Consider the following 19998-nt stretch of genomic DNA (forward strand, 5'->3'; position numbering starts at 1 on the left):
CGATTTCGGTAGCGAGCGGCAAACAGCCACCCTACATCTCACGCAATGCTCGATCTCCAGACCAGCCTCGCCCAGCCCCATGTCACGCGCCGCGCGGAATATACGCCGCCGGACTGGCAAGTGCCCGAAATCGCGCTCGACTTCGCGCTCGATCCCGCGGCGACGCGCGTGAAGGCGACGCTGCACGTTCAGCGCGGCGACGCGCATCGCCGTCCGCTGCGGCTCGACGGCGCGGGGCAGACCTTGCTGTCGGTCAAGGTCGATGGCGTCGCGGTCAACGACTGGTCGGTCGAGGGCGAGACGCTCGTTCTGCCGCTGAGCGGCTCGGCCCATGTCATCGAAACCGAGGTCGAGATCGCGCCCGAGCGCAATACGCAGTTGATGGGGCTCTATGCCTCGGGCGGCAATCTGTGCACGCAGTGCGAGGCCGAGGGCTTCCGCCGCATCACCTACTTCCCCGACCGGCCCGACGTGCTCAGCCGCTATCAGGTGCGGATGAGCGCCGACAAGGCGCGCTATCCGGTGCTGCTCGCCAATGGCGATCCGATCGCGTCGGGCGAGCTCGAGGGTGGCCGGCATTGGGCCGAGTGGCGCGACCCCTTCCCCAAGCCGTGCTACCTCTTCGCGCTGGTCGCGGGCGATCTGGCGGTCAATCGCGGCAGCTTCGTGACGATGTCCGGGCGCGAAGTGGAGCTGGGCATCTGGGTCCGCGCGGCTGACATCGACCGCACGCATCATGCGCTCGACGCGCTCAAGACGTCGATGGCGTGGGACGAGCGCGTCTATGGCCGCGAATATGATCTCGACGTGTTCAACATCGTGGCGGTCGACGATTTCAACTTCGGCGCGATGGAGAACAAAGGCCTTAACGTCTTCAATTCGCGCTACATCCTCGCCGATCCCGACACCGCGACCGATTATGATTACGACGCGATCGCCGCGGTCGTCGCGCACGAATATTTCCACAATTGGTCGGGCAACCGCGTCACCTGCCGCGACTGGTTCCAGCTGTCATTGAAGGAAGGCTTCACGGTCTACCGCGACCAGGCCTTCTCGGCCGACCAGGGCTCGGCCGCAGTCAAGCGGATCGAGGATGTCCGCGGGCTGCGCGCGTCGCAATTTCCCGAGGATGCCGGCCCGCTCGCGCATCCGATCCGCCCCGACGAATATCAGGAAATCTCCAACTTCTACACCGCCACGATCTACAACAAGGGTGCCGAGATCATCGGCATGCTCGCCACGATCCTCGGCCGCGAGAAATTCCGCGCCGGGACCGATCTCTATTTCGACCGCTTCGACGGCACCGCCGCGACGTGCGAGGATTTCGTCGCGAGCCTGGAAGATGCGAGCGGGATCGACCTGACGCAATTCCGCCGCTGGTACGGCCAGGCGGGCACGCCGCGCGTCACCGCGTCGTTGCACCACACCGAAGGCTCGGGCCGCGCCGAGCTCGTGCTCGCGCAGCGCACGCCGCCGACACCGGGCCAGGAGCACAAGCTGCCGCTCGTGCTGCCGCTGCGCATCAAGCTGTTCGGTGCGGAAACCGCGCAGACCGTCGCGCCCGAGCAGACGATCCTGCTGACCGATGCCGAGGAGCGCATCGTGTTCGAGGGCGTCACCGAACGCCCGGTGCTGTCGATCAACCGTGGTTTCTCGGCGCCAGCGATCCTCGAGACCGACCGGACGCCCGCCGATCTCGCCTTTCTCGGCGCGCACGATGACGATCCGTTCGCGCGCTACGAGGCGCTGCAGCAATTGATGCTCGACACGCTGGTCGCGGCCGCGGGCAACAACCGCGCCGACACCGCCGCGGTCGTCGCGGCGGTTGCGGGGACGCTCGCCGATGCGACGCTCGATCCGGCCTTCATCGCCGAGGCGGTGTTGCTCCCCTCCGAAAGCTTCATCGGCGACCAGATGGCGGTGGTCGATCCCGACGCGATCTTCCGGACGCGCGAGGCGCTGCGGCGCGAGATCGGGCGGACGCTCGAGCGCGACTGGCGTGCCGCCTATGACGAGTCGCAGGCGACGGGCTCACATTATATCTATTCGCCCGAGGCGAAGGGCCTGCGCCGGCTCAAGGCAGTCGCGCTCGGCTACATCGCCGCCTCGGGTGCGAGCGATGCCGCCGCGCTCGCCTTCGCGCAGTTCGAGGCCGCCGACAACATGACCGACCGGCAGAGCGCGCTGACCACGCTGGTCGCCGGCGACTCGTCCGAGCGCATCGCGGCGCTCGACATCTTCTATAATCGCTACAGCGACAATGCGCTGGTGCTCGACAAATGGTTCTCGGTGCAGGCGATGGCGCCGCGCGACGATACCGGCGCGGTGGTCGCCGAATTGCTGCGGCATCGTGCCTTCACGCTCACCAACCCCAATCGCGCGCGCGCGTTGATCGGCGCGTTCGGTGTGAACCAGCGCGCGTTCAATGCGGTCGACGGGTCGGGGTATCGCTTCCTCGCGGACCAGCTGATCGCGCTCGACCGGATCAATCCGCAGACCGCCGCCAAGCTGATCGCGCCGCTTGGGCGCTGGCAGCGCTACGATGCCGTGCGTGGGAGCCTGATGCGCGCCGAACTCACACGGATCGTCAAGACGCCCGGTCTGTCGAAGGATATGTTCGAGCAGGCGTCGAAGAGTCTCGACGCCTGAGGGGCAGCGCGGGGGCGCTTAGCGTGCGGCGGTGACCTGGCTCGCCGTCGCGGCGCGCGCCGAGTCCATCGGATGCAGCGTCACGAGCGCCAGCGCACCAAGCGCAAACCCACCGACGAACTTCCACAGGAAATCGGACTTCAAGACGCTACGCATTGCTTCTGACCTTTCGCGCCCGGCCCCGCGCCGAATCGCTGCAGTGCAGCAAATCGGCTTCTCGGGGTCGTTTCGCAAGCGGCTTATTGGCAACCCAGCGTTAACGGAAACTGACCGTTAGCGCAGATTCGCGCACGCCGTCTGGATCCGCTGACACGCCTTAGTGAGCAGCGCGTCCGACGTTGCGTAGGAAATCCGCATCGCCGGCGACAGGCCGAACGCCGCGCCTTGCACCGCCGCGACCTTGGCATCGTCGAGCAGATAGCCGACGAACGCTTCGTCGGTGTCGATCAGCTTGCCCGCGGGCGTCGACTTGCCGATCACCCCCGACAGGTCGGGATAGACATAGAACGCGCCCTGCGGCCGCGGGCAGGTGATGCCGTCGGCCTGGTTGAGCATCGACACGACGAGATCGCGGCGACCCTGGAAAATACGCGCCCAGTCCTTGAGGAAGCTCTGGTCGCCATTGAGGGCCGCGGTCGCCGCGGCCTGTGCGATCGAGCAGGGGTTGCTGGTCGATTGCGACTGGAGCTTCGCGATCGCCTTGATCAGCCACGACGCGCCGCCGGCATAGCCGATCCGCCAGCCGGTCATCGCATAGGCCTTCGAGCAGCCGTTCGCGGTCAGCGTGCGCTCGTAGAGCGACGGGCAGACCTGCGCGATCGTCGCGAACTCGAAGCCGTCGTAGAGGATATGCTCGTACATATCGTCGGCGAAGATCCAGACGTGCGGATGGCGTTCGAGAACTTCGCCGAGCGCCTTCAGCTCGGCGGCGGTATAGGCAGCGCCGGTCGGGTTCGACGGCGAGTTGAGGATGACCCACTTCGTGCGCGGCGTGATCGCCGCCTCGAGCTGCTCGGGAAGCAGCTTGTAGCCCTGCGATGCGCCCGCCGCGACGAACACCGGCGTGCCGCCCGCGAACAGCACGACGTCGGGATAGCTCACCCAATAGGGCGCCGGGATGACGACCTCGTCGCCGGCGTCGAGCGTCGCGACCATCGCGTTGAACAAGGTGTGCTTGCCACCGACGTTCACCGTGATCTGGTCGGGCGTATAGTGCAGGCCGTTGTCGCGCGCGAACTTGGCGACGATCGCGGCCTTCAGTTCGGGCGTGCCGTCGACATTGGTGTATTTCGTCTTGCCGTCGCGGATTGCCTGGATCGCGGCGTCCTTGATGAAATCGGGCGTGTCGAAATCGGGTTCGCCCGCGCCAAGGCCGATCACATCGACGCCGGCGCGTTTCAGCTCCTGGACGCGCGTGGTGATCGCGAGCGTCGGCGAGGGCTTGATGCGAACGAGCGCGGCGGATGGCTGCATGAGAAGGACCTTGCGGAAATGCCGCGGTGCGGCGGGTTCGCGCGAGCGCTTATCGTGCCGGGACGTTTGTCGCAACCACGCGTCGCGCACGAATAAGTCCGCGCAGGGCATTGCCGACGAAAAATTCCTGCGTCAGGTCCTGCTCGGTGAGCACATCCTCGACCGCTCGACCGTGCGCGATGAGATCGGCGCGCAGCACGCCGGGCAGCAGCCCATCGACAAGCGGCGGAGTGACGAGCTGATCGCCGCGCGGCACAAACAGGGTCGTGAAGCTCCCCTCGGTCAACCGTCCATCGGGGCGCACGAACACCACTTCGTCACTCCCGGCGGCGCGGCGCGCAGCATCGTAGAAACCGCGATCGCTGGTCTTGTGGCGCAAGCGGATGTCCGAAGGGGTGACGGGCAAGGGCACCACCGCGATCAGCAGCGGCAGATCGCGCGCCACGGGCAACGGCGCCACTTCGATCGCCACCGCGCCACTGCGCCCGAGCAGCAGCCGGACCTTCCGCGCGGCGCGGAGCCGAAAGGTCGCGGCCTGGAGTTCGTTGCGCGCGCTATGCCGATCGAACGCGAAGCCGAACGCACGCGCGCTCGCGGTCAGCCGCTGAAGATGGAGGTCGAGCCGGAGAATGCCGTGCTCGGGATCGAACGCCATCGTCTCGATCAGATCGAACGGCCGCGGATCGCGTGTCAGGAAGGCGGTCTTCGCCGTGGCTTCGTCCCACTCGGCGTCTGCGTGCGAATCGGCGACGATGCCGCCCCCTGCCCCGTAATGCGCGTGGGTCGCGCCATGCGGCAGCGCCAGCGTGCGGATCGCGACGTTGAACATCGCATCGCCGTCAGCATCGAAACGGCCGATCGCCCCGGTATAAAGCCCGCGCGGCCCCTGCTCGATCTCGGCGATCGCCTGCATCGCCGCGATCTTCGGCGCACCGGTGATCGATCCGCACGGGAACAGCGCGGCAAGCACGTCGAGCGCGTCGGTCCCGGGCGCGATCTGCGCGGTGACCGTCGAGACGAGCTGGTGGACGGTCGGATAGCGCTCGACCTCGAACAACCGCGGCACCGCGACCGAACCCGCGCAAGCCACCCGCGCGAGATCGTTGCGCATCAGATCGACGATCATCAGATTTTCCGCGCGCTGCTTGGGGTCGTCGGCCAGCGCGATGGCGGCGGCGGCATCCTCGGCCGGTGTCGCGCCGCGCCGCGCCGTCCCCTTCATCGGGCGGCACGTCAGCGCCTCGCCCTCGAGCGCGAAGAACAGTTCGGGCGAGAGCGACAGGATCGTCGCGTCGCCCGTGTCGATCAGCGCGCCGAACCCGGCGCGTGCGGTTCGGCGCAACCGCGCATAGGCAGACAGCGGATCGCCAAGCACCGCAATCTGGCCGAGATGCGTGAGATTGGCCTGATACAGATCCCCCGCCGCGATCAGCGCCTGAACCGCTGCGAATTGCGTATCGTAGCGGCTCTTGTCGATCGTCGACTCGGGCGGGCCGATCCAGGCGCCAGCGGGGTCGGGCAACAGGCCTGGAACATCCTCTGCCGCGATCTCGGCAAAGTCGGCGAACAGCCCGAACCACAGCAACGGCATGTCCGATACAGGCGGTTCGCCAAGCGCTGGCTCGAACGCCGCCGCTGCGTCGTACGACAGATACCCCGCCGCGTGCAGCCCGTCGCGCTGGGCAGCCCGCAGCTCGGCCAGCGCGGGTGAAATCTCCGAGAGAGCCCGCGCCACGACGATCCGCGCCGGATCGCGATAGAGCCGCGCAGGCACACCGCCGTCACGGGCATCGTCGAGCAGGACGAAAGGCGGGGAAAGACGCGTCACCATATGCCATCTGGCAGATGCCCCGGCTTTGCTGCCCGGGGCAACCCTTGGTTTTCCGATCCACTCGCCGTATCTCGGGCAGATGAGCACCCCGCCCCCCCTGCCGCCGCTCCGCGCCGCGATCCTCCCGGTCACCCCGCTTCAGCAGAACTGCACGCTCCTGTGGTGCACCGCGACGATGCGCGGCGCGTTTGTCGACCCCGGCGGGGATCTCCCCAAGCTGCTCGCCGCGGCGCAGGAGCATGGGGTCACGGTCGAGAAGATCATCCTGACGCATGGCCATATCGATCATTGCGGCGAGGCCAAGCCGCTCGCCGAACAGCTTGGCGTGCCGATCGAGGGCCCACACGAGGAAGATCGCTTCCTCACCTGCGCGCTGTCCGAAAGCGGCGCGCAATACGGCATCCCCGGCGTCAATTTCGAACCCGATCGCTGGCTGGTCGAGGGCGACACCGTCAGCGTCGGCGATCTTGTGCTCGATGTGTACGAGACCCCCGGCCACACGCCCGGCCATGTCATTTTCCACCACGTGCCGTCGAAACTGGCGATCGTCGGCGACGTGCTGTTCGCCGGCTCGATCGGCCGCACCGATTTCCCGCGTGGCAATCACCCGCAATTGCTCGAGTCGATCGTCACCAAGCTGTGGCCGCTCGGCGACGACACCACCTTCCTGCCCGGCCATGGCCCGGCGAGCACCTTCGCGCACGAACGCCGCACCAACATGTTCGTCAGCGACGCAGCGATCGCGGCCTGACCGCGGTGGCTGGCACGACCAAAGCGGGCGAGATCCGGATCGGCATCGGCGGCTGGACGTACGAGCCGTGGCGCGGCAGCTTCTTCCCGGAGAAATGGCCGCACAAGCGCGAGCTCGACTATGCGGCGAGCAAGCTCACCGCGATCGAGGTCAACGGCACCTATTATTCGTCGCAGAAGCCCGCGACCTTCGCGTCCTGGGCGAAGACGGTGCCCGACGGCTTCGTCTTCGCGCTGAAGGCGTCGCGCTATTGCACCAATCGCAAGGTGCTCGCCGAAGCGGGCGAATCGATCGCGCGTTTCACCGGCCAAGGCATCGTCGAACTGGGGGACCGGCTCGGGCCGATCCTGTGGCAGTTCATGGCGACCAAGAAGTTCGACCTCGAGGATTTTGGCGCGTTCCTCAAGCTGCTACCCGCAAAGCAGGACGGCGTCGCGCTCCGCCATGCGGTGCAGGTTCGCCACGAAAGCTTCCAGACGCCTGAATTCGTCGCCCTGGCGCGCGCCGCCTGGGTGGCGATCGTCTATGCGGATTCGACCGACTATCCTGCGATCGCCGATGTATCGGGTGACTTGGTCTACGCCCGACTCGAGGCTGCGGTCGAGGAAGAACCCGCCGGTTATGCGCCAGCGGCGCTCGATCGCTGGGCAACAGCGGCGCGATGCTGGGCTGAGGGGGGCGCTGCCGCCGACTTGCCGTATCTTGCCGACCCCGCCCCGAAAACGCCGCGCGAGACGTTCGTCTTCTTCATCAACGGCGCGAAAGTCCGCGCACCGCATGGCGCGATGGCGTTGATCGACCGCGTGCGCGGTTAAGGCGTTGCGCCGGCAGCGGTAGCGGGCGTTTGCGCAGGTGCGACCTGCGGTTGCGGCGACGGTGGCGGCGCGACGGCATCGACGCCCGGCGCGAGGATCGCCGCACTCTCGATCGTGTCGAGCGCGCGGCGGACATCGACATACCGCCGTGCCGCGCTGGTCCAGCGATCGGCCTGCGCGACGCCGGGCGTCCGCGACACCTCCGCGAGCGCCGCCTCGACCTGCCCCGCCTCGAGCAACCGCCGCGCACGTGCGACACGATCGACCGGGAGCGGCGAGGGCGTTCCCGCGCGGCGCAGCACGATCAGATGGCCGAACTCGTCGCGCAGGCTTTGCCACCAGCCGTTGCTCGCCGCGCCGGTCAACAATTCGGGCGTGACGCCATCGAGCCCCGCGCGCAGATCCTCGAGCGTGACGGGCTCGCGTGCTGCCTGGATGATCTTTGCGACCGCGGCGGGCTGTACCGCGGCGAACCGCGTGCGCAATTGCCCCTCCAGGAAGCCGAGATTGAGCCCGCGGTCGATCGCGCGGCGCGCGGCAAAGGCGATCATCAACGCCTGGCTGCGCGTCGCATAGGTCGAGGCGCGCTGCGAATCGCGGTTGATCGTCCCGGCGCGTGCCTCGAGCGCGTCGATCTCGGCGGCGAGGGCAGTCTCGCGCGTCGACAAGGCAGCGAGCTCGAGCGCCGGCGCCGTGGCGGTCGCCTTGGTGGGCACGATCACCAGCGGCGCCTGGCCGTTGGCGCCGACCGGCACCGTGACCGTGGCGAGCGGCTTTGTCTCGGTCTTGACGTATTTGACCACGAGCAGCGCGGCGAGGCCCGCGCCGACGAGGAACGCGATCAGCGCGAGCGCGATTCCGGCGCGCCAGCCCGGTCCGCGCGCGGCGCGCGGCGGGGGCGGCGCGGAGAGCGGCGGAAGCAGGCGCGGAACGGGTCGATCGGGGAACGCCGAATCACGGCTGGGCGATCCGGATGTGCCGGGATCGGGGACGGGGAGGGCGGGGTCGTCCATCACCGCCTTATCGGGGCGTCGGCGCGGGCGGTCAATCGCCCGTCGCTGTCGGCAGGCCGAGCGCGGCGCTGAACAGCGCGGCATCGTCGGGGGTGACCGCTGCCACCACGTCGCTCCAGCCCGGGCCGAGCGTGGCGGCGATCGCCGGGCTGAAGGCGGCGATGGCGATGCGCGAGCGGTCCAGCCCGGCTGCAGAGACAAGCGTGTCGAGCCGACGCGCGGCGCGCGCAGAATGGAGCAAGGCGATCGTCCCGTCGAGCGCCTGCAGGACGTCGGGCGCGACGGGTATTGCGACGCTGTGATAAACCGGCAGCACGGTCGCGATCGCGCCACCCGCACCGAGCGTCCGGTCGCGCCCGGTCAGATGCAGTGCCCGGCGAATCCCATGCTCTTGCGCGACCGAAGCGATCTGCGCGCCGTCGCCGCTGCCGATGGCAATGACGTCGAACCCCGCGACGCGCGCCGCAGCCGCGGTATGCGGGCCGACCGCGAGCACCGGCAACCCCGTCACCGCGGCAATCCCGGCGCCGCCAAAGCGCAGCGTATTGGCGCTGGTCAGGATCAGCGCGTCGTGCTGCGCGGGATCGGGGACGTCCCAGTCGAGCGCCTCCACGGCGAACAACGGCAGGGACAGCGTCTCAAACCCAGCTTCGGCAGCGCGCGCGCAGGTCGCGGCATTGCCCGGCTGGGGCCGCAGCACCGCAAGCGGGCGCGTCACGCCGCGAACAGCCGCCGTACCGCCTCAGGCGCGCGCGCGAGCAGATCGGTGGCGAGCCGATCGGCAAAGGTCCCGTCGCCGATCGCGCCGCGCATCGCGCCGGCCACATGCGCGCTGCCATCCTCGGCGAAGAGTTCGGCGCGCAGCAGGATGCTGTCGCCATCGAACGTCGCGAGCGCGGCGACCGGCGAATGGCAGTCCGCCTGCAAAGCGGCGAGCAGGCCGCGTTCGACGAGCACGCACAGATGCGTCGCCTCATGGTCGATCGCGCCGAGCCAGTCGCGCATCCGGCTGTCGTCGGCGCGCGCCTCGATGCCGACGGCGCCTTGCGCGGGTGCGGGGAGCATGACGTCAGTCTCGATTCCTACCCCGACCGACGGGCGCCCGAGCCGGTCGAGCCCGGCTGCCGCAAGCATCGAGGCATCGACCTCGCCCGCCGCGACCTTGGCGAGGCGCGTGTCGACATTGCCGCGAAAGAGCACCGTCTCGAAATCGGGCCGCAGGCGCTTTAGCTGCGCGACGCGACGCGGCGAACTCGTCCCGATCACGGCACCGTGGCGCAGCGCCGCGATACTCGGCGCACCGATCAGCCGATCACGCACATCGGCACGCGGCAGCATCGCGGCGATCGCGATCGCGCTCGGCCGCACCGTCTCGACGTCCTTCATCGAATGCACCGCGAAGTCGATCGCGCCCGACAGCAGCGCGCGGTCGAGCTCCTTGGTCCACAAGGCCTTGCCGCCGATCTCGGCGAGCGCAACGTCCTGGACGCGGTCGCCGGTGGTCTTGATCGGCACGATCTCGATCGCGTCGATCTGCCAGCCATGCGCGGTGCATAGCGCGTCGCGCACCATATTGGCCTGGACGAGCGCGAGCGGCGATCCGCGCGTGCCGAGTTTGAGCTGGGGATGCGTCAAGAAAGTCCCTCCCTTTTTGTGCCACTGTGGCGAAGCGTCCCGGCTTCGACAAGCCGCCTCCAAGCCGCTACAGGCGATGACATGGCATTGATCCTCGGCCTTGAATCGAGCTGCGACGAAACCGCGGCCTCGCTCGTCACCTCCGACCGCCGCGTCCTCGCGCACCGGCTCGCCGGGCAGGAAGCGGCGCATCGTCCCTATGGCGGCGTCGTTCCTGAAATCGCGGCGCGTGCGCATGTCGAAGTGCTCGCGCCGCTGGTCGAAGCGGCGCTGGCAGATGCCGGCGTCTCGCTCGCGGATGTCGATGCCATCGCGGCGACCGCCGGGCCGGGGCTGATCGGCGGCGTGATGGTCGGGCTCGTCACGGGCAAGGCGCTCGCGCACGCCGCGGGCAAGCCGCTGATCGCGGTCAACCATCTCGAGGGCCATGCGCTCTCGCCGCGCCTGTCGGATCCCGATCTCGACTTTCCCTATCTGCTGCTGCTCGTCTCGGGCGGGCATTGCCAGTTGCTGCTGGTCGAAGGCGTCGCGCGCTACCGTCGGCTCGCGACGACGATCGACGACGCCGCGGGCGAGGCGTTCGACAAGACCGCCAAGGTGCTCGGGCTCGGCTTCCCCGGCGGCCCCGCGGTCGAAGCCGCCGCCGCGCGCGGGCGCGCGATCGTGCCATTGCCGCGGCCGATGAAGGGCTCGGCCGAACCGCATTTCTCGTTTGCTGGGCTCAAGAGCGCCGTGGTGCGCGCGCATGACGCCAAGACCTGGGAGGTCGACGACATCGCCGCCTCGTTCCAGGCAGCTGTGGTCGATTGCCTGCTCGACCGCACGATCCGCGCGCTCGATCGCGCGGGTGACGCGACCGCGTTGGTCGTCGCGGGCGGGGTCGCGGCGAATACGGCGGTACGGACCGCGCTGAGCGGACTTGCCGCAGACCACGGCTTGCGCTTCGTCGCACCGCCGCTGTGGCTGTGCACCGACAATGCCGCGATGATCGGCTGGGCAGGCGCGGAGCGCTTCGCCGCCGGCCTGACCGATCCGCTCGACATCGCGCCGCGGCCACGCTGGCCGCTCGATCCGGGTGCCGAGGCGGTCCGTGGGGCAGGGGTGAAAGCATGAAGATCGGGGTCATCGGCGGCGGCGCCTGGGGCACCGCGCTGGCGCAAGTCGCGGCGCGCGGCGGCGCACCAGTTACGCTGTGGGCGCGCGAAGCCGAAGTCGTCGGCGCGATCAACGAAGCGCATGAGAATACGCGCTTCCTCGCCGGGGTCGCGCTATCGCCGTCGATCCGCGCGACATCGGCGCTCGCCGAGCTCGGCGACTGTGACGCATTGCTGGTGGTCGTACCGGCACAGCATGTCCGCGCGGTGCTGAGCGATACGCCCGTCGGAACGACGCCGCTCGTGCTCTGCGCCAAGGGGATAGAAGCCGGCACGCGGCTGCTCGTCGGCGAAGTTGCGCAAGCGATCCACCCCGCGGCGCCGATCGCGGTGCTGTCGGGCCCGACCTTCGCGCACGAAGTTGCCGCCGGTCTGCCGACTGCGGTGACGCTCGCCTGCGCCGATCCGGCGATCGGCGCGGCGCTCGCCGATCGCCTCGCCGGGCCGAGCTTCCGCCCCTATGCCTCGGATGACGTCATCGGCGCGGAGATCGGCGGCGCAGTCAAGAACGTGCTGGCGATCGCGTGCGGTGTGGTCGAGGGCGCGGGGCTCGGGCAGAATGCCCGCGCCGCGCTGATCGCGCGCGGGTTCGCCGAGATGACGCGCTTTGGCGTCGCCCGCGGCGCGCAGGTCGAGACGCTGAGCGGGCTATCGGGGCTTGGCGATCTCGTGCTCACCTGTTCGTCGACCGCGTCGCGCAATTTCTCGCTCGGCGTGGGGCTGGGGCAGGGCAAGCGCGCCGCCGACCTGCTGTCCGATCGGCTGACCGTCGCCGAGGGCGCCTTCACCGCGCCGGTGCTGCGCGCGGCCGCGGCCGAAGCAGGCGTCGCCATGCCGGTGGTCGAGGCGGTGTGCGCCTTGCTTGACGGTGCTGAAGTCGAGGCGGTGATCGGCGCGCTGCTCGCCCGCCCGCTGACGCGCGAATGATGCGCTGGGCGGCGTTGCTCAAAGGGGTCAACGTCAACGGGCGCAAGCTGCCGATGGCCGATTTGAAGGCGCTGGTCGAAGCGCTCGGCTATTGCGAGGTCGCGACGCTGCTCGCCTCGGGCAATGTCGTGTTCGCATGCGACGAGACCGACGGCGCCAGGGTCGAGGCGAGACTCGAGGCAGCGCTGGACGGCTATGGCCTTAAGACCGACGTGGTCGTGCGCAGCGCCGCCGACCTCCAGGCGATCCTCGCCGCCAATCCTTTTCCAGAAGCGACGCTCGCGCGGTCGAGCCATGTCGTCGTGCTGTTTCATCGCGACTCGGTGTCCGCCGAACGACTCGACGGGCTGCCCGCAGTCTACGCTGGCCGTGAGGCACTCGTGGTGCGGGGCCGAGAGCTCTATGTCGATTATGTCGACGGGATCGGCGAGTCGAAACTCCCGCAAGCGATGGCCAAGCTCAAATTTCCCAAGCTCGCCACCGCGCGCAACTGGAATACCGTGGTGAAGCTCGCGTCTTTGCTCGAACGCTAACCGTCATCCCTCCGGCATCTGGTACGGGTGCCGCTCGGAATGCACCGATCACCCGGCTCAGAAATCGATCGCGATGCCCTTCGATTCCCAATCGCCGTAGCGCGTCGGGTCGAGCCCGTCGGGATCGCCTTTCGCGCTCTGGCCCTTGGGCGCGACCGGCATCGGATCCGGTTCGGGCACCGGCGGACTCTTGCTGAGATAGGCGGGTGGCTTCACATGCGGCGGGCGAACGGCCATGGAGTGTCCTTGATGCACGACAGGTGCGCCCCCGCTACATCGGCGGCCTTTAGACAGAGTTCAAGCTTTTGACCCTTCCGCCGCCACGTCGCTACATGCCCAGACCCGAACCGGTCGATCCGCCCGGCGTCCCCGCACGCCGTGCCGCGCTCCGGTTGCTCGACGCGGTGCTGCGCCAGGGACTCCCGCTCGAGGCGGCGATCGGCCGCGCGACCGCCGGGATCGAGCGCAGCGACGATCGTGCACTCGCGCATGCGATCGCCGCCGAAGTGCTGCGCCGCCTGCCCGATCTCGATGCGCTGATCGATTCGGCGACCAAGACGCGATTGCCCGATGACGCCAAGGCGCGTTTCGCGCTGCGCATCGCTTTGGTGCAGGCGCTGTCGCTCGGCACGCCGCCGCATGCCGCGATCTCGACCGTGCTGCCGCTGGTCGATGGCGGTCCGCGCAAGCTCGTCCACGGCGTGTTCGGCACGCTGATGCGCGGTGGCGATCACTTGCCCGAACAGCCGACCTTGCCCGATCCGGTCGCGATCCGCTGGCACGCCGCCTGGGGCGACGACGGCATCGAGGCCGCCGAGCGCGCGATGGCCGCGCCGCCGCCGCTCGACCTGACGCTCGCCGACCCGGCGACGACCGAAGCGATGGCCGAGACGCTCGGTGGCGTCTCGCTGCTGCCTGGCCATGTCCGCCTGCCTTCGGCGCATGTTCCGGAGTTGCCGGGCTTCGAGGAGGGCAGCTGGTGGGTGCAGGATATCGCCGCATCGCTCCCCGCGCGGCTGCTCGGCAAGGGGCCGGGCAGCGTGCTCGATTTGTGCGCCGCGCCCGGCGGCAAGACGATGCAGCTCGCGAGTGCGGGCTGGAGCGTCACCGCGATCGATTCGTCGGAAAGTCGTCTTGCGCGACTTCACGAGAATCTCGAGCGCACCCATCTCGCCGCGACGGTGATCACCGCCGACCTGCTCCTCTGGTCGCCGCCTGCGCCGGTCGATGCGGTGCTGCTCGATGCGCCGTGCAGCGCGACGGGCATCTTCCGGCGCCACCCCGACGTACTCCACCGCGTCCGCCCCTCGCAGATCACCGAGCTGGCCGCGCTGCAGGCGAAACTGCTCGCGCGCGCCGCCGATTGGGTCAGGCCGGGCGGCACGCTCGTCTTCGCGACCTGCTCGCTTGAACCCGCCGAGGGCGAAGCGCAGCTGACCAAGTTCCTTGCCGCCCGCCCCGACTACAGCCTCGTCCCCGTGACGCAGGACGAATTGCCGGCGGGCATCGTCCCCAATCCCGGAGGCTGGGTGCGGACCTTGCCCGGCATGATCGATCCCGGCGGCAATGACGGCTTCTTCATCGCCCGTCTGCGCCGACAGGGTTAAGCGTTGCTTGCCCGTTCGCGCGACCGTGCTAGAGGCTGAACGACCATGAGCCAGCTACCCGTCCGTATCGCCCCGTCGATCCTTTCCGCCGACTTTGCCAAGCTTGGCGAGGAGGTCCGCGCGATCGATCTCGCGGGCGCCGACTGGATCCATGTCGATGTGATGGACGGGCATTTCGTCCCCAACATCTCGATCGGGCCGGGCGTGGTGAAGGCGATCCGCCCGCACACGACCAAGCCGCTCGACGTCCATCTGATGATCGCGCCGGTCGACGCTTATCTTGAGGCGTTTGCCGAGGCCGGTGCCGACACGATCAGCATCCATGTCGAGGCCGGGCCGCACACGCATCGCAGCCTCCAGCACATCCGCCAGCTTGGCAAGCGCGCGGGCGTCGTGCTCACGCCGCAGACGCCCGCCAAGGCGCTCGACTATCTGCTCGAGGAAGTCGATCTGGTGCTGGTGATGAGCGTCAATCCCGGTTTCGGCGGCCAGGCCTTCATCGAAAGCTCGCTGCGCAAGATCGAGGCGATCCGCAAGATGATCGACAAGGGCGGCTACACCGTCGATCTCGAGGTCGATGGCGGGATCGACCACGTGACCGCCCCCCGCGCGATCGCTGCGGGGGCCGATGCGCTGGTCGCGGGAACGGCGACCTTCCGCGGGGGACCTGACGCCTATGCCGCCAATATCGCAGGCCTGCGTGGTTAGGAGCCGCGATCTGCCGCAGCTCGATCCGTCCGCCTCCTTGGGCGAAGACGCGTTGCGCGACAGCATCGACGAGGGGAAACGGCTTGTCCGGCTGGGAGGAGACAAGGGATTGTCGCTCGCCGAACGCCTCTCGGAGCGCTTCCATCGCCTGACCTGGAGCACGCCGATCCACGGCATGCGGCTCAAGGGCCGCCATCCGCTCAAACTCACCGCCGTCCCCGACGACCCGTTCCTCGGCGACGTCAAGCGCGGCAAGGCGTTGCTCGAGGGCACGCTGACCTTCCGCGGCGAAAGTCGCGAGATCGACGCGCTCGATCTCGCCAAGCCCGATTTCTCGCGCGGTTTCAGCGACTATCTCCACAGCTTCGCCTGGCTGCGCGACCTCTCGACCGTCGCGACGCGCGCCCAGGCGACGCCGATCGCTGAAGCGCTGATGCGCAAGTGGCTCGCCGCGCATGCCGAGAAGGTGAGCGAGCCCGCCTGGCGCGCCGACCTGTGGGGCCGCCGGATCCTGTTCTGGACAGCGCACGCGCCGCTGATCCTGTCCTCGGCCGATCTGGTCTATCGCAGCAGCGTGCTCAACACGCTCGCGCGCGGCGCGCGCCATATCGACCGCGGTGCCGAGAAGGTCGCGCCCGGCGCACCGCGGATCGCGGCGTTGTGCGGCGTCGTCGCGGCGGGCCTGCTGATCGCCGGCGGCGATGCGCGCCGCGCTGCGGTCGAGGCGGCGCTCGCCAAGGGGCTGGCGGTGTCGATCTTCGAGGATGGCGGCAATGTCGCGCGCTCGCCATCGGCGCAGGTCGACATGGTGATGCTGCTCACTGCGCTTCGCGAAGTGTATGACGCGCGCCAGATCGAGGCGCCCGCCTGTATCGCCACCGCACTCGCTTCGCTGATGCCGGCGTTGCTCGGCATCTGTCACGGCGACCGCGATGTCAGCAGCTGGCAGGGCGGCGGGCCGATCGGAGCCGACGCGCTCGACCAGATCATCGCCGCTTCGGGCGTGCGTACGCGCCCGCTGCGCCAGGCGCGCGACTGGGGCTATCAGCGGCTCGCCGCGGGCAACGTCGTCGCGATCGTCGATGCCGCTCCGCCGCCGATCGCGCGGCTGGTCGAGGGCGGTTGCGCCTCGACACTGGCGTTCGAGCTGTCGGACGGAGCGAACCGCATCGTCGTCAATTGCGGCGGCGCACGGACGGGGATCATCCAGCTTCCGCCCGCACTGAGCGAGGGTCTGCGCACCACCGCGGCGCATTCGACGCTGATCGTCGGCGACAGCAATTCGACCGCGATCCATGCCGACGGCACGCTCGGCCGCGGCGTCGGCGAAGTCGAGCTCGCGCGGCAGGAAAGCGATGCCGGCAGCCGGATCGAGGCGAGTCATGACGGCTATGCGCGCCGCTTCGGCTTCCTCCATCGCCGCCAGATGACGCTGACCCGCGACGGCGCCGAGCTGCGCGGCGAGGACATGCTGCTGCCCGCGACCAAGCGCCGCAAGCTGACCGCGACGGGCTTTGCGATCCGCTTCCATCTCGGGCTCGGCATCCAGGTCTCACCGACCGCCGATGGCCTTGCGGCGTTGCTGCGGCTGTCCGGCGGCGGGCTCTGGCAGTTCCGCTGCCGCGGCGGGACGCTCGCGGTCGAGGAAAGCGTGTGGATCGACGCCGAGGGACGCCCGCGCGCGACGATGCAGCTCGTCGTGACCGGCGAATCGCCCTCGGGCGGGGCGAACGTCGGCTGGGCGTTCAAGCGCGCCGGTTAAGCCATCCCAGGTTGAATCTTGGGGGGCGAGCGGGCAGGGGACGCGCGAACGTTCCCCGGAGCCTGCCCCATGACCGCTATCCCCATCCGCCGCGCGCTTCTCTCGGTTTCCGACAAGACCGGCATCGTCGATCTCGCACGCGGTCTCGCCAGCCACGGCGTCGAACTGGTCTCGACCGGCGGCACCGCCAAGGCACTGCGCGATGCCGGGCTCGACGTCCGCGACATCAGCGAACTGACCGGTTTCCCCGAGATGATGGACGGTCGCGTGAAAACGCTCCATCCCAACGTCCATGGCGGCCTGCTCGCGGTGCGCGATGATGCGGCGCATGTCGCTTCGATGGAGGAACACGGGATCGGCGCGATCGATCTCGTCGTCGTCAATCTCTACCCGTTCGAGGCGACCGTCGCCAAGGGCGCCGAGCGCGACGAGGTGATCGAGAATATCGATATCGGCGGCCCGTCGATGGTGCGCTCGGCGGCGAAGAACCACGCCTTTGTCGCGATCGTCACCGATCCGGCCGATTACGCCTTGGTGTCGGGCGGCAGCACGACGCTCGCCGACCGTCGCAAGCTCGCCGCCAAGGCCTATGCCACCACCGCGGCCTATGACGGGGCGATCGCGACGTGGTTCGGCACGGTCGATCAGGGCGAGGCGTTCCCCGCAACACTCCCGATCACGCTCAAGCGCGGCCCAGACCTCCGCTACGGCGAGAACCCGCATCAGTCGGCGGCCTTCTACACCGCGGGCGGCCCCGCCGCGCGCGGCATCGGGCAAGCGCGGCAGGTGCAGGGCAAGGCGCTGAGCTACAACAACCTCAACGACGCCGACGCAGCGCTCGATCTCGTCAGCGAATTCCGCGACGCCGCGCCGACCTGCGTCATTGTCAAGCACGCCAATCCATGCGGCGTCGCGACCGGCGCGTCGCTCGCCGAGGCGTATGAAGCGGCGTTTGCGTGCGACACCGTCTCGGCGTTCGGCGGGATCATCGCGCTCAACCGCCCGCTCGACGGCGCGACCGCCCGCGCGATCGCGGGGATCTTCACCGAAGTCGTCGTCGCGCCTGATGCCGACGAGGAAGCGCAGGCGATCTTCGCCGCGAAGAAGAACCTCCGCCTGCTGCTGACCGGCGAACTCCCCGATCCTGCGCGCAGCGGTCTGCTCGCCAAGGCGATCACCGGCGGCTGGCTCGTCCAGACGCGCGACAATGCCAGCAATCCCGAATTGAAGGTCGTCACCAAGCGTGCGCCGACCGAGCAGGAACTGATCGACTGCCGCTTCGCCTGGACGATCGCCAAGCACGTCAAGTCGAACGCGATCGTCTATGCCAAGGACGGCAGCACGGCGGGGATCGGCGCGGGGCAGATGAACCGGCTCGAATCCGCGCGCATCGCCGCATGGAAGGCGAAGGACGCCGCCGACAAGGCCGGCTGGCCGACCCCGCGCACGATCGGCTCGGCGGTCGCCTCGGACGCGTTCTTCCCCTTCGCCGACGGCCTGCTCGCCGCCGTCGAGGCGGGTGCCACCGCGGTAATCCAGCCGGGCGGCTCGATCCGCGACGACGAGGTGATCGCCGCTGCCGATGCCGCCGGCCTGGCGATGGTGTTTACCGGGGTGCGCCACTTCCGGCATTGAGGCCGGGAACGGGCAAGGCGGGCGTCTCGCCCGCCTTGCGCCGGAACAAGGCGCGATCCTCTGGCCCCGCCGCCCAGCGGTACAGCACGAACAGATAGACCCCGGCGATCGCCGGCTCGCCGATCGCGAGCTCGGCCCATTCGAAGCGGTGCGGCAACAGCGTGAAGCCGACGCCGACCGTCCCTGCGGCGAGCACCGCCCACAGCATCGGCCAGCGCCATCCGGCAACGCCCGCGCCGAGCAACCGCGACAGATAGGTCGACTTGATGATCGACGTGATCCCGACCGACACGAACAACGCCACCGCCGGCCCCGCCGCCTGATACGCGACCGGCCATCCGACCGCCTGCATCGCAAAGATCAGCGCGAAGCTGAGTGCGACCTGGAACAGCAGCATCCCGATCGAAATCGCGACGTTCTGGACGCGCGCGATATAGACGAGCGCCGATTCGCACACCGCCCCGGTCGACGCCGCGGCTTCCGCGAGCAGCAGGAAGGCGAGCGCCGCGGTCCCGGCAACGAATTGCGGGCCGACGGTCCCCATCACCGCTTCGCCCGGGATCGAGCCCATCAAGGCCAAGCCCGTCTGCGCGGCGAGAATCCAGAAGCCCACCTGGCGCACCTGGCTCGCGACGCCAGCCGTGTCGCCGCGCGCTAGGCTCGAGGTGATCACGGGGCCGAGGATCGGGTCGAAGCTCGTCTTCAATTTGCCGGGGATCGAGGCGACCTGCTGCGCCATCCAGTAGATGCCGACGATCCGCGGCTCGAACATCAGGAACAGGATCGAGCGATCGACATTGCGCGTCCCCCATTCGAGCGCATCGGCGCCAGCAAGCGGCGCGTTGCGCCGAATCAGCGCGAAGGTCCGCCCCGGATGGAGTCGCCAGCCGGTCGGACGGCCATAGCTGCGCATGAACGGCACGATCGACGCGACGAGCGCGGCGGCCATCGACAGCATGTAGGCGAGCACCAGTCCGTCATGCGGCGCGACCGGGTAGAGCAGCCCGGCCGCGATCGAGATCGTCCACGGCTCGATCACCGCGCGCGCCGTCACCGTCGCCTGGACGTTGCGGCGATAGGCAAGGGCTGCGAGCATGATGTCCGACCACGCGCTCGCGACGATGATGCACGGCAGCAACCGCTCGAGCGCGGATGGATTGCCGCCATGGAACATCACGTCGGGCATGAGCAGCAGGATCCCGCTCGCGCAGCCGGAGGCGATCGCCGCGACGACGAGGCAATCCCACACGATCTGGACGTGCGGCCGCGCACTCTCCGAAATCGCCAGGGCAAGTCCGCGCTTCAAGCCGAAGGTCGCGAGCAACGCAGCCACTTCGACGAACAACACTGCGCGCGCGAAGGTGCCGAGCGTGTCGGGACCATACAATCGGCCGGCGATGAACAGGAACGGCAGACGCGCGACGAGCCGCATCACGAAGCCGATGATGTTGGTACGCCCGCCCTTGGCGAGCGCGTCGATCTCTTCGGTGGTACGCCCGCTTACA

Annotated in this window: 18 protein-coding genes; 10 read left to right on the forward strand and 8 right to left on the reverse strand. The window is 68.9% G+C overall.

Annotated features, from left to right (window positions below):
* Positions 1 to 45 precede the first annotated feature (45 nt).
* The gene (pepN, locus tag ACVWYO_RS09360) at positions 46 to 2649 is read left to right on the forward strand and encodes an aminopeptidase N (protein ID WP_457350164.1); all 2604 of its coding nucleotides are present in this window, start codon (positions 46 to 48) and stop codon (positions 2647 to 2649) included.
* Between the two features lie 18 nt (positions 2650 to 2667).
* Here the strand turns inward: pepN and ACVWYO_RS09365 are convergent, their stop codons facing one another.
* The 3 genes from ACVWYO_RS09365 to pabB form a co-directional block, all read right to left on the reverse strand.
* A complete protein-coding gene (locus tag ACVWYO_RS09365) occupies positions 2668 to 2805 on the reverse strand; it encodes a hypothetical protein (protein WP_457350166.1) in 138 nt (45 codons plus the stop codon).
* Between the two features lie 117 nt (positions 2806 to 2922).
* Positions 2923 to 4122 carry a pyridoxal phosphate-dependent aminotransferase gene (locus tag ACVWYO_RS09370; protein WP_457350168.1) on the reverse strand — a complete coding sequence of 400 codons (1200 nt, stop codon included), beginning with the start codon at positions 4120 to 4122 and terminating at the stop codon, positions 2923 to 2925.
* 49 nt (positions 4123 to 4171) lie between these two features.
* Positions 4172 to 5953: an aminodeoxychorismate synthase component I gene (pabB, locus tag ACVWYO_RS09375; RefSeq protein ID WP_457350170.1), complete on the reverse strand. Its 1782-nt coding sequence runs from the start codon at positions 5951 to 5953 to the stop codon at positions 4172 to 4174.
* A gap of 79 nt (positions 5954 to 6032) precedes the next feature.
* Between pabB and ACVWYO_RS09380 the strand changes: the two genes are divergently transcribed.
* Both ACVWYO_RS09380 and ACVWYO_RS09385 read left to right on the forward strand, forming a co-directional pair.
* Positions 6033 to 6704 carry an MBL fold metallo-hydrolase gene (locus tag ACVWYO_RS09380; protein ID WP_457350172.1) on the forward strand — a complete coding sequence of 224 codons (672 nt, stop codon included), beginning with the start codon at positions 6033 to 6035 and terminating at the stop codon, positions 6702 to 6704.
* Between the two features lie 5 nt (positions 6705 to 6709).
* Complete coding sequence (locus tag ACVWYO_RS09385) at positions 6710 to 7519, forward strand: DUF72 domain-containing protein (protein ID WP_457350174.1); 810 nt, start codon at positions 6710 to 6712, stop codon at positions 7517 to 7519.
* On the opposite strand, the gene ACVWYO_RS09390 is transcribed toward ACVWYO_RS09385, so the two are convergent.
* From ACVWYO_RS09390 to hemC, 3 genes are read right to left on the reverse strand one after another with little or no spacing between them, the layout of a single operon-like run.
* Positions 7516 to 8532 (reverse strand): hypothetical protein, encoded by a 1017-nt coding sequence (locus ACVWYO_RS09390; RefSeq protein WP_457350176.1) that lies wholly within the window; start codon positions 8530 to 8532, stop codon positions 7516 to 7518. The genes ACVWYO_RS09385 and ACVWYO_RS09390 overlap by 4 nt on opposite strands.
* Positions 8533 to 8563: 31 nt before the next feature.
* A complete protein-coding gene (locus tag ACVWYO_RS09395; RefSeq protein WP_457350178.1) occupies positions 8564 to 9250 on the reverse strand; it encodes a uroporphyrinogen-III synthase in 687 nt (228 codons plus the stop codon).
* Entirely contained in the window at positions 9247 to 10167 is a 921-nt protein-coding gene (gene hemC, locus ACVWYO_RS09400) for a hydroxymethylbilane synthase (RefSeq protein ID WP_457350180.1), read from the reverse strand. Before hemC ends, ACVWYO_RS09395 begins: the two co-directional genes overlap by 4 nt.
* Positions 10168 to 10248: 81 nt before the next feature.
* Between hemC and tsaD the strand changes: the two genes are divergently transcribed.
* Genes tsaD through ACVWYO_RS09415 form a run of 3 tightly spaced genes read left to right on the forward strand, consistent with a single transcriptional unit; the run spans position 10249 to position 12781 of the window.
* Positions 10249 to 11280, forward strand: a complete 1032-nt coding sequence (gene tsaD / locus ACVWYO_RS09405) for a tRNA (adenosine(37)-N6)-threonylcarbamoyltransferase complex transferase subunit TsaD (protein WP_457350182.1) — start codon at positions 10249 to 10251, stop codon at positions 11278 to 11280.
* Positions 11277 to 12248 carry an NAD(P)H-dependent glycerol-3-phosphate dehydrogenase gene (locus ACVWYO_RS09410; protein WP_457350184.1) on the forward strand — a complete coding sequence of 324 codons (972 nt, stop codon included), beginning with the start codon at positions 11277 to 11279 and terminating at the stop codon, positions 12246 to 12248. The genes tsaD and ACVWYO_RS09410 overlap by 4 nt, the downstream gene beginning before the upstream one ends.
* Entirely contained in the window at positions 12245 to 12781 is a 537-nt protein-coding gene (locus ACVWYO_RS09415; protein WP_457350186.1) for a DUF1697 domain-containing protein, read from the forward strand. Before ACVWYO_RS09410 ends, ACVWYO_RS09415 begins: the two co-directional genes overlap by 4 nt.
* Positions 12782 to 12838: 57 nt before the next feature.
* On the opposite strand, the gene ACVWYO_RS09420 is transcribed toward ACVWYO_RS09415, so the two are convergent.
* On the reverse strand, positions 12839 to 13018 hold the full coding sequence (locus tag ACVWYO_RS09420) for a DUF1674 domain-containing protein (RefSeq protein ID WP_457350188.1): 180 nt from the start codon (positions 13016 to 13018) through the stop codon (positions 12839 to 12841).
* Between the two features lie 95 nt (positions 13019 to 13113).
* On the opposite strand from ACVWYO_RS09420, the gene ACVWYO_RS09425 reads away from it, so the two are divergent.
* The 4 genes from ACVWYO_RS09425 (at position 13114) to purH (ending at position 18493) form a co-directional block, all read left to right on the forward strand.
* Positions 13114 to 14388: an RsmB/NOP family class I SAM-dependent RNA methyltransferase gene (locus ACVWYO_RS09425; protein ID WP_457350190.1), complete on the forward strand. Its 1275-nt coding sequence runs from the start codon at positions 13114 to 13116 to the stop codon at positions 14386 to 14388.
* 45 nt (positions 14389 to 14433) lie between these two features.
* Positions 14434 to 15096 (forward strand): ribulose-phosphate 3-epimerase, encoded by a 663-nt coding sequence (rpe, locus tag ACVWYO_RS09430; RefSeq protein ID WP_457350192.1) that lies wholly within the window; start codon positions 14434 to 14436, stop codon positions 15094 to 15096.
* Positions 15089 to 16858 (forward strand): heparinase II/III family protein, encoded by a 1770-nt coding sequence (locus ACVWYO_RS09435; protein ID WP_457350194.1) that lies wholly within the window; start codon positions 15089 to 15091, stop codon positions 16856 to 16858. Before rpe ends, ACVWYO_RS09435 begins: the two co-directional genes overlap by 8 nt.
* Positions 16859 to 16927: 69 nt before the next feature.
* Entirely contained in the window at positions 16928 to 18493 is a 1566-nt protein-coding gene (gene purH, locus ACVWYO_RS09440; RefSeq protein ID WP_457350196.1) for a bifunctional phosphoribosylaminoimidazolecarboxamide formyltransferase/IMP cyclohydrolase, read from the forward strand.
* Here the strand turns inward: purH and ACVWYO_RS09445 are convergent.
* On the reverse strand, positions 18465 to 19925 hold the full coding sequence (locus ACVWYO_RS09445) for a lipopolysaccharide biosynthesis protein (protein WP_457354928.1): 1461 nt from the start codon (positions 19923 to 19925) through the stop codon (positions 18465 to 18467). The two genes, purH and ACVWYO_RS09445, sit on opposite strands and share 29 nt — an antisense overlap.
* Positions 19926 to 19998 lie beyond the last annotated feature (73 nt).

This window comes from Sphingomonas sp. UYP23 (assembly GCF_054059235.1).

Excerpts from the sequence above, each read along its gene's own strand:
- ACVWYO_RS09370 (WP_457350168.1), bottom strand. The coding sequence starts at position 4,122 with ATGCAGCCATCCGCCGCGCTCGTTCGCATCAAGCCCTCGCCGACGCTC.
- purH (WP_457350196.1), top strand. The coding sequence starts at position 16,928 with ATGACCGCTATCCCCATCCGCCGCGCGCTTCTCTCGGTTTCCGACAAG.
- pepN (WP_457350164.1), top strand. The coding sequence starts at position 46 with ATGCTCGATCTCCAGACCAGCCTCGCCCAGCCCCATGTCACGCGCCGC.
- rpe (WP_457350192.1), top strand. The coding sequence starts at position 14,434 with ATGAGCCAGCTACCCGTCCGTATCGCCCCGTCGATCCTTTCCGCCGAC.
- ACVWYO_RS09410 (WP_457350184.1), top strand. The coding sequence starts at position 11,277 with ATGAAGATCGGGGTCATCGGCGGCGGCGCCTGGGGCACCGCGCTGGCG.
- ACVWYO_RS09425 (WP_457350190.1), top strand. The coding sequence starts at position 13,114 with ATGCCCAGACCCGAACCGGTCGATCCGCCCGGCGTCCCCGCACGCCGT.
- ACVWYO_RS09420 (WP_457350188.1), bottom strand. The coding sequence starts at position 13,018 with ATGGCCGTTCGCCCGCCGCATGTGAAGCCACCCGCCTATCTCAGCAAG.
- ACVWYO_RS09415 (WP_457350186.1), top strand. The coding sequence starts at position 12,245 with ATGATGCGCTGGGCGGCGTTGCTCAAAGGGGTCAACGTCAACGGGCGC.
- ACVWYO_RS09445 (WP_457354928.1), bottom strand. The coding sequence starts at position 19,925 with ATGCGGCTCGTCGCGCGTCTGCCGTTCCTGTTCATCGCCGGCCGATTG.
- ACVWYO_RS09365 (WP_457350166.1), bottom strand. The coding sequence starts at position 2,805 with ATGCGTAGCGTCTTGAAGTCCGATTTCCTGTGGAAGTTCGTCGGTGGG.
- pabB (WP_457350170.1), bottom strand. The coding sequence starts at position 5,953 with ATGGTGACGCGTCTTTCCCCGCCTTTCGTCCTGCTCGACGATGCCCGT.
- ACVWYO_RS09390 (WP_457350176.1), bottom strand. The coding sequence starts at position 8,532 with ATGGACGACCCCGCCCTCCCCGTCCCCGATCCCGGCACATCCGGATCG.
- tsaD (WP_457350182.1), top strand. The coding sequence starts at position 10,249 with ATGGCATTGATCCTCGGCCTTGAATCGAGCTGCGACGAAACCGCGGCC.
- ACVWYO_RS09380 (WP_457350172.1), top strand. The coding sequence starts at position 6,033 with ATGAGCACCCCGCCCCCCCTGCCGCCGCTCCGCGCCGCGATCCTCCCG.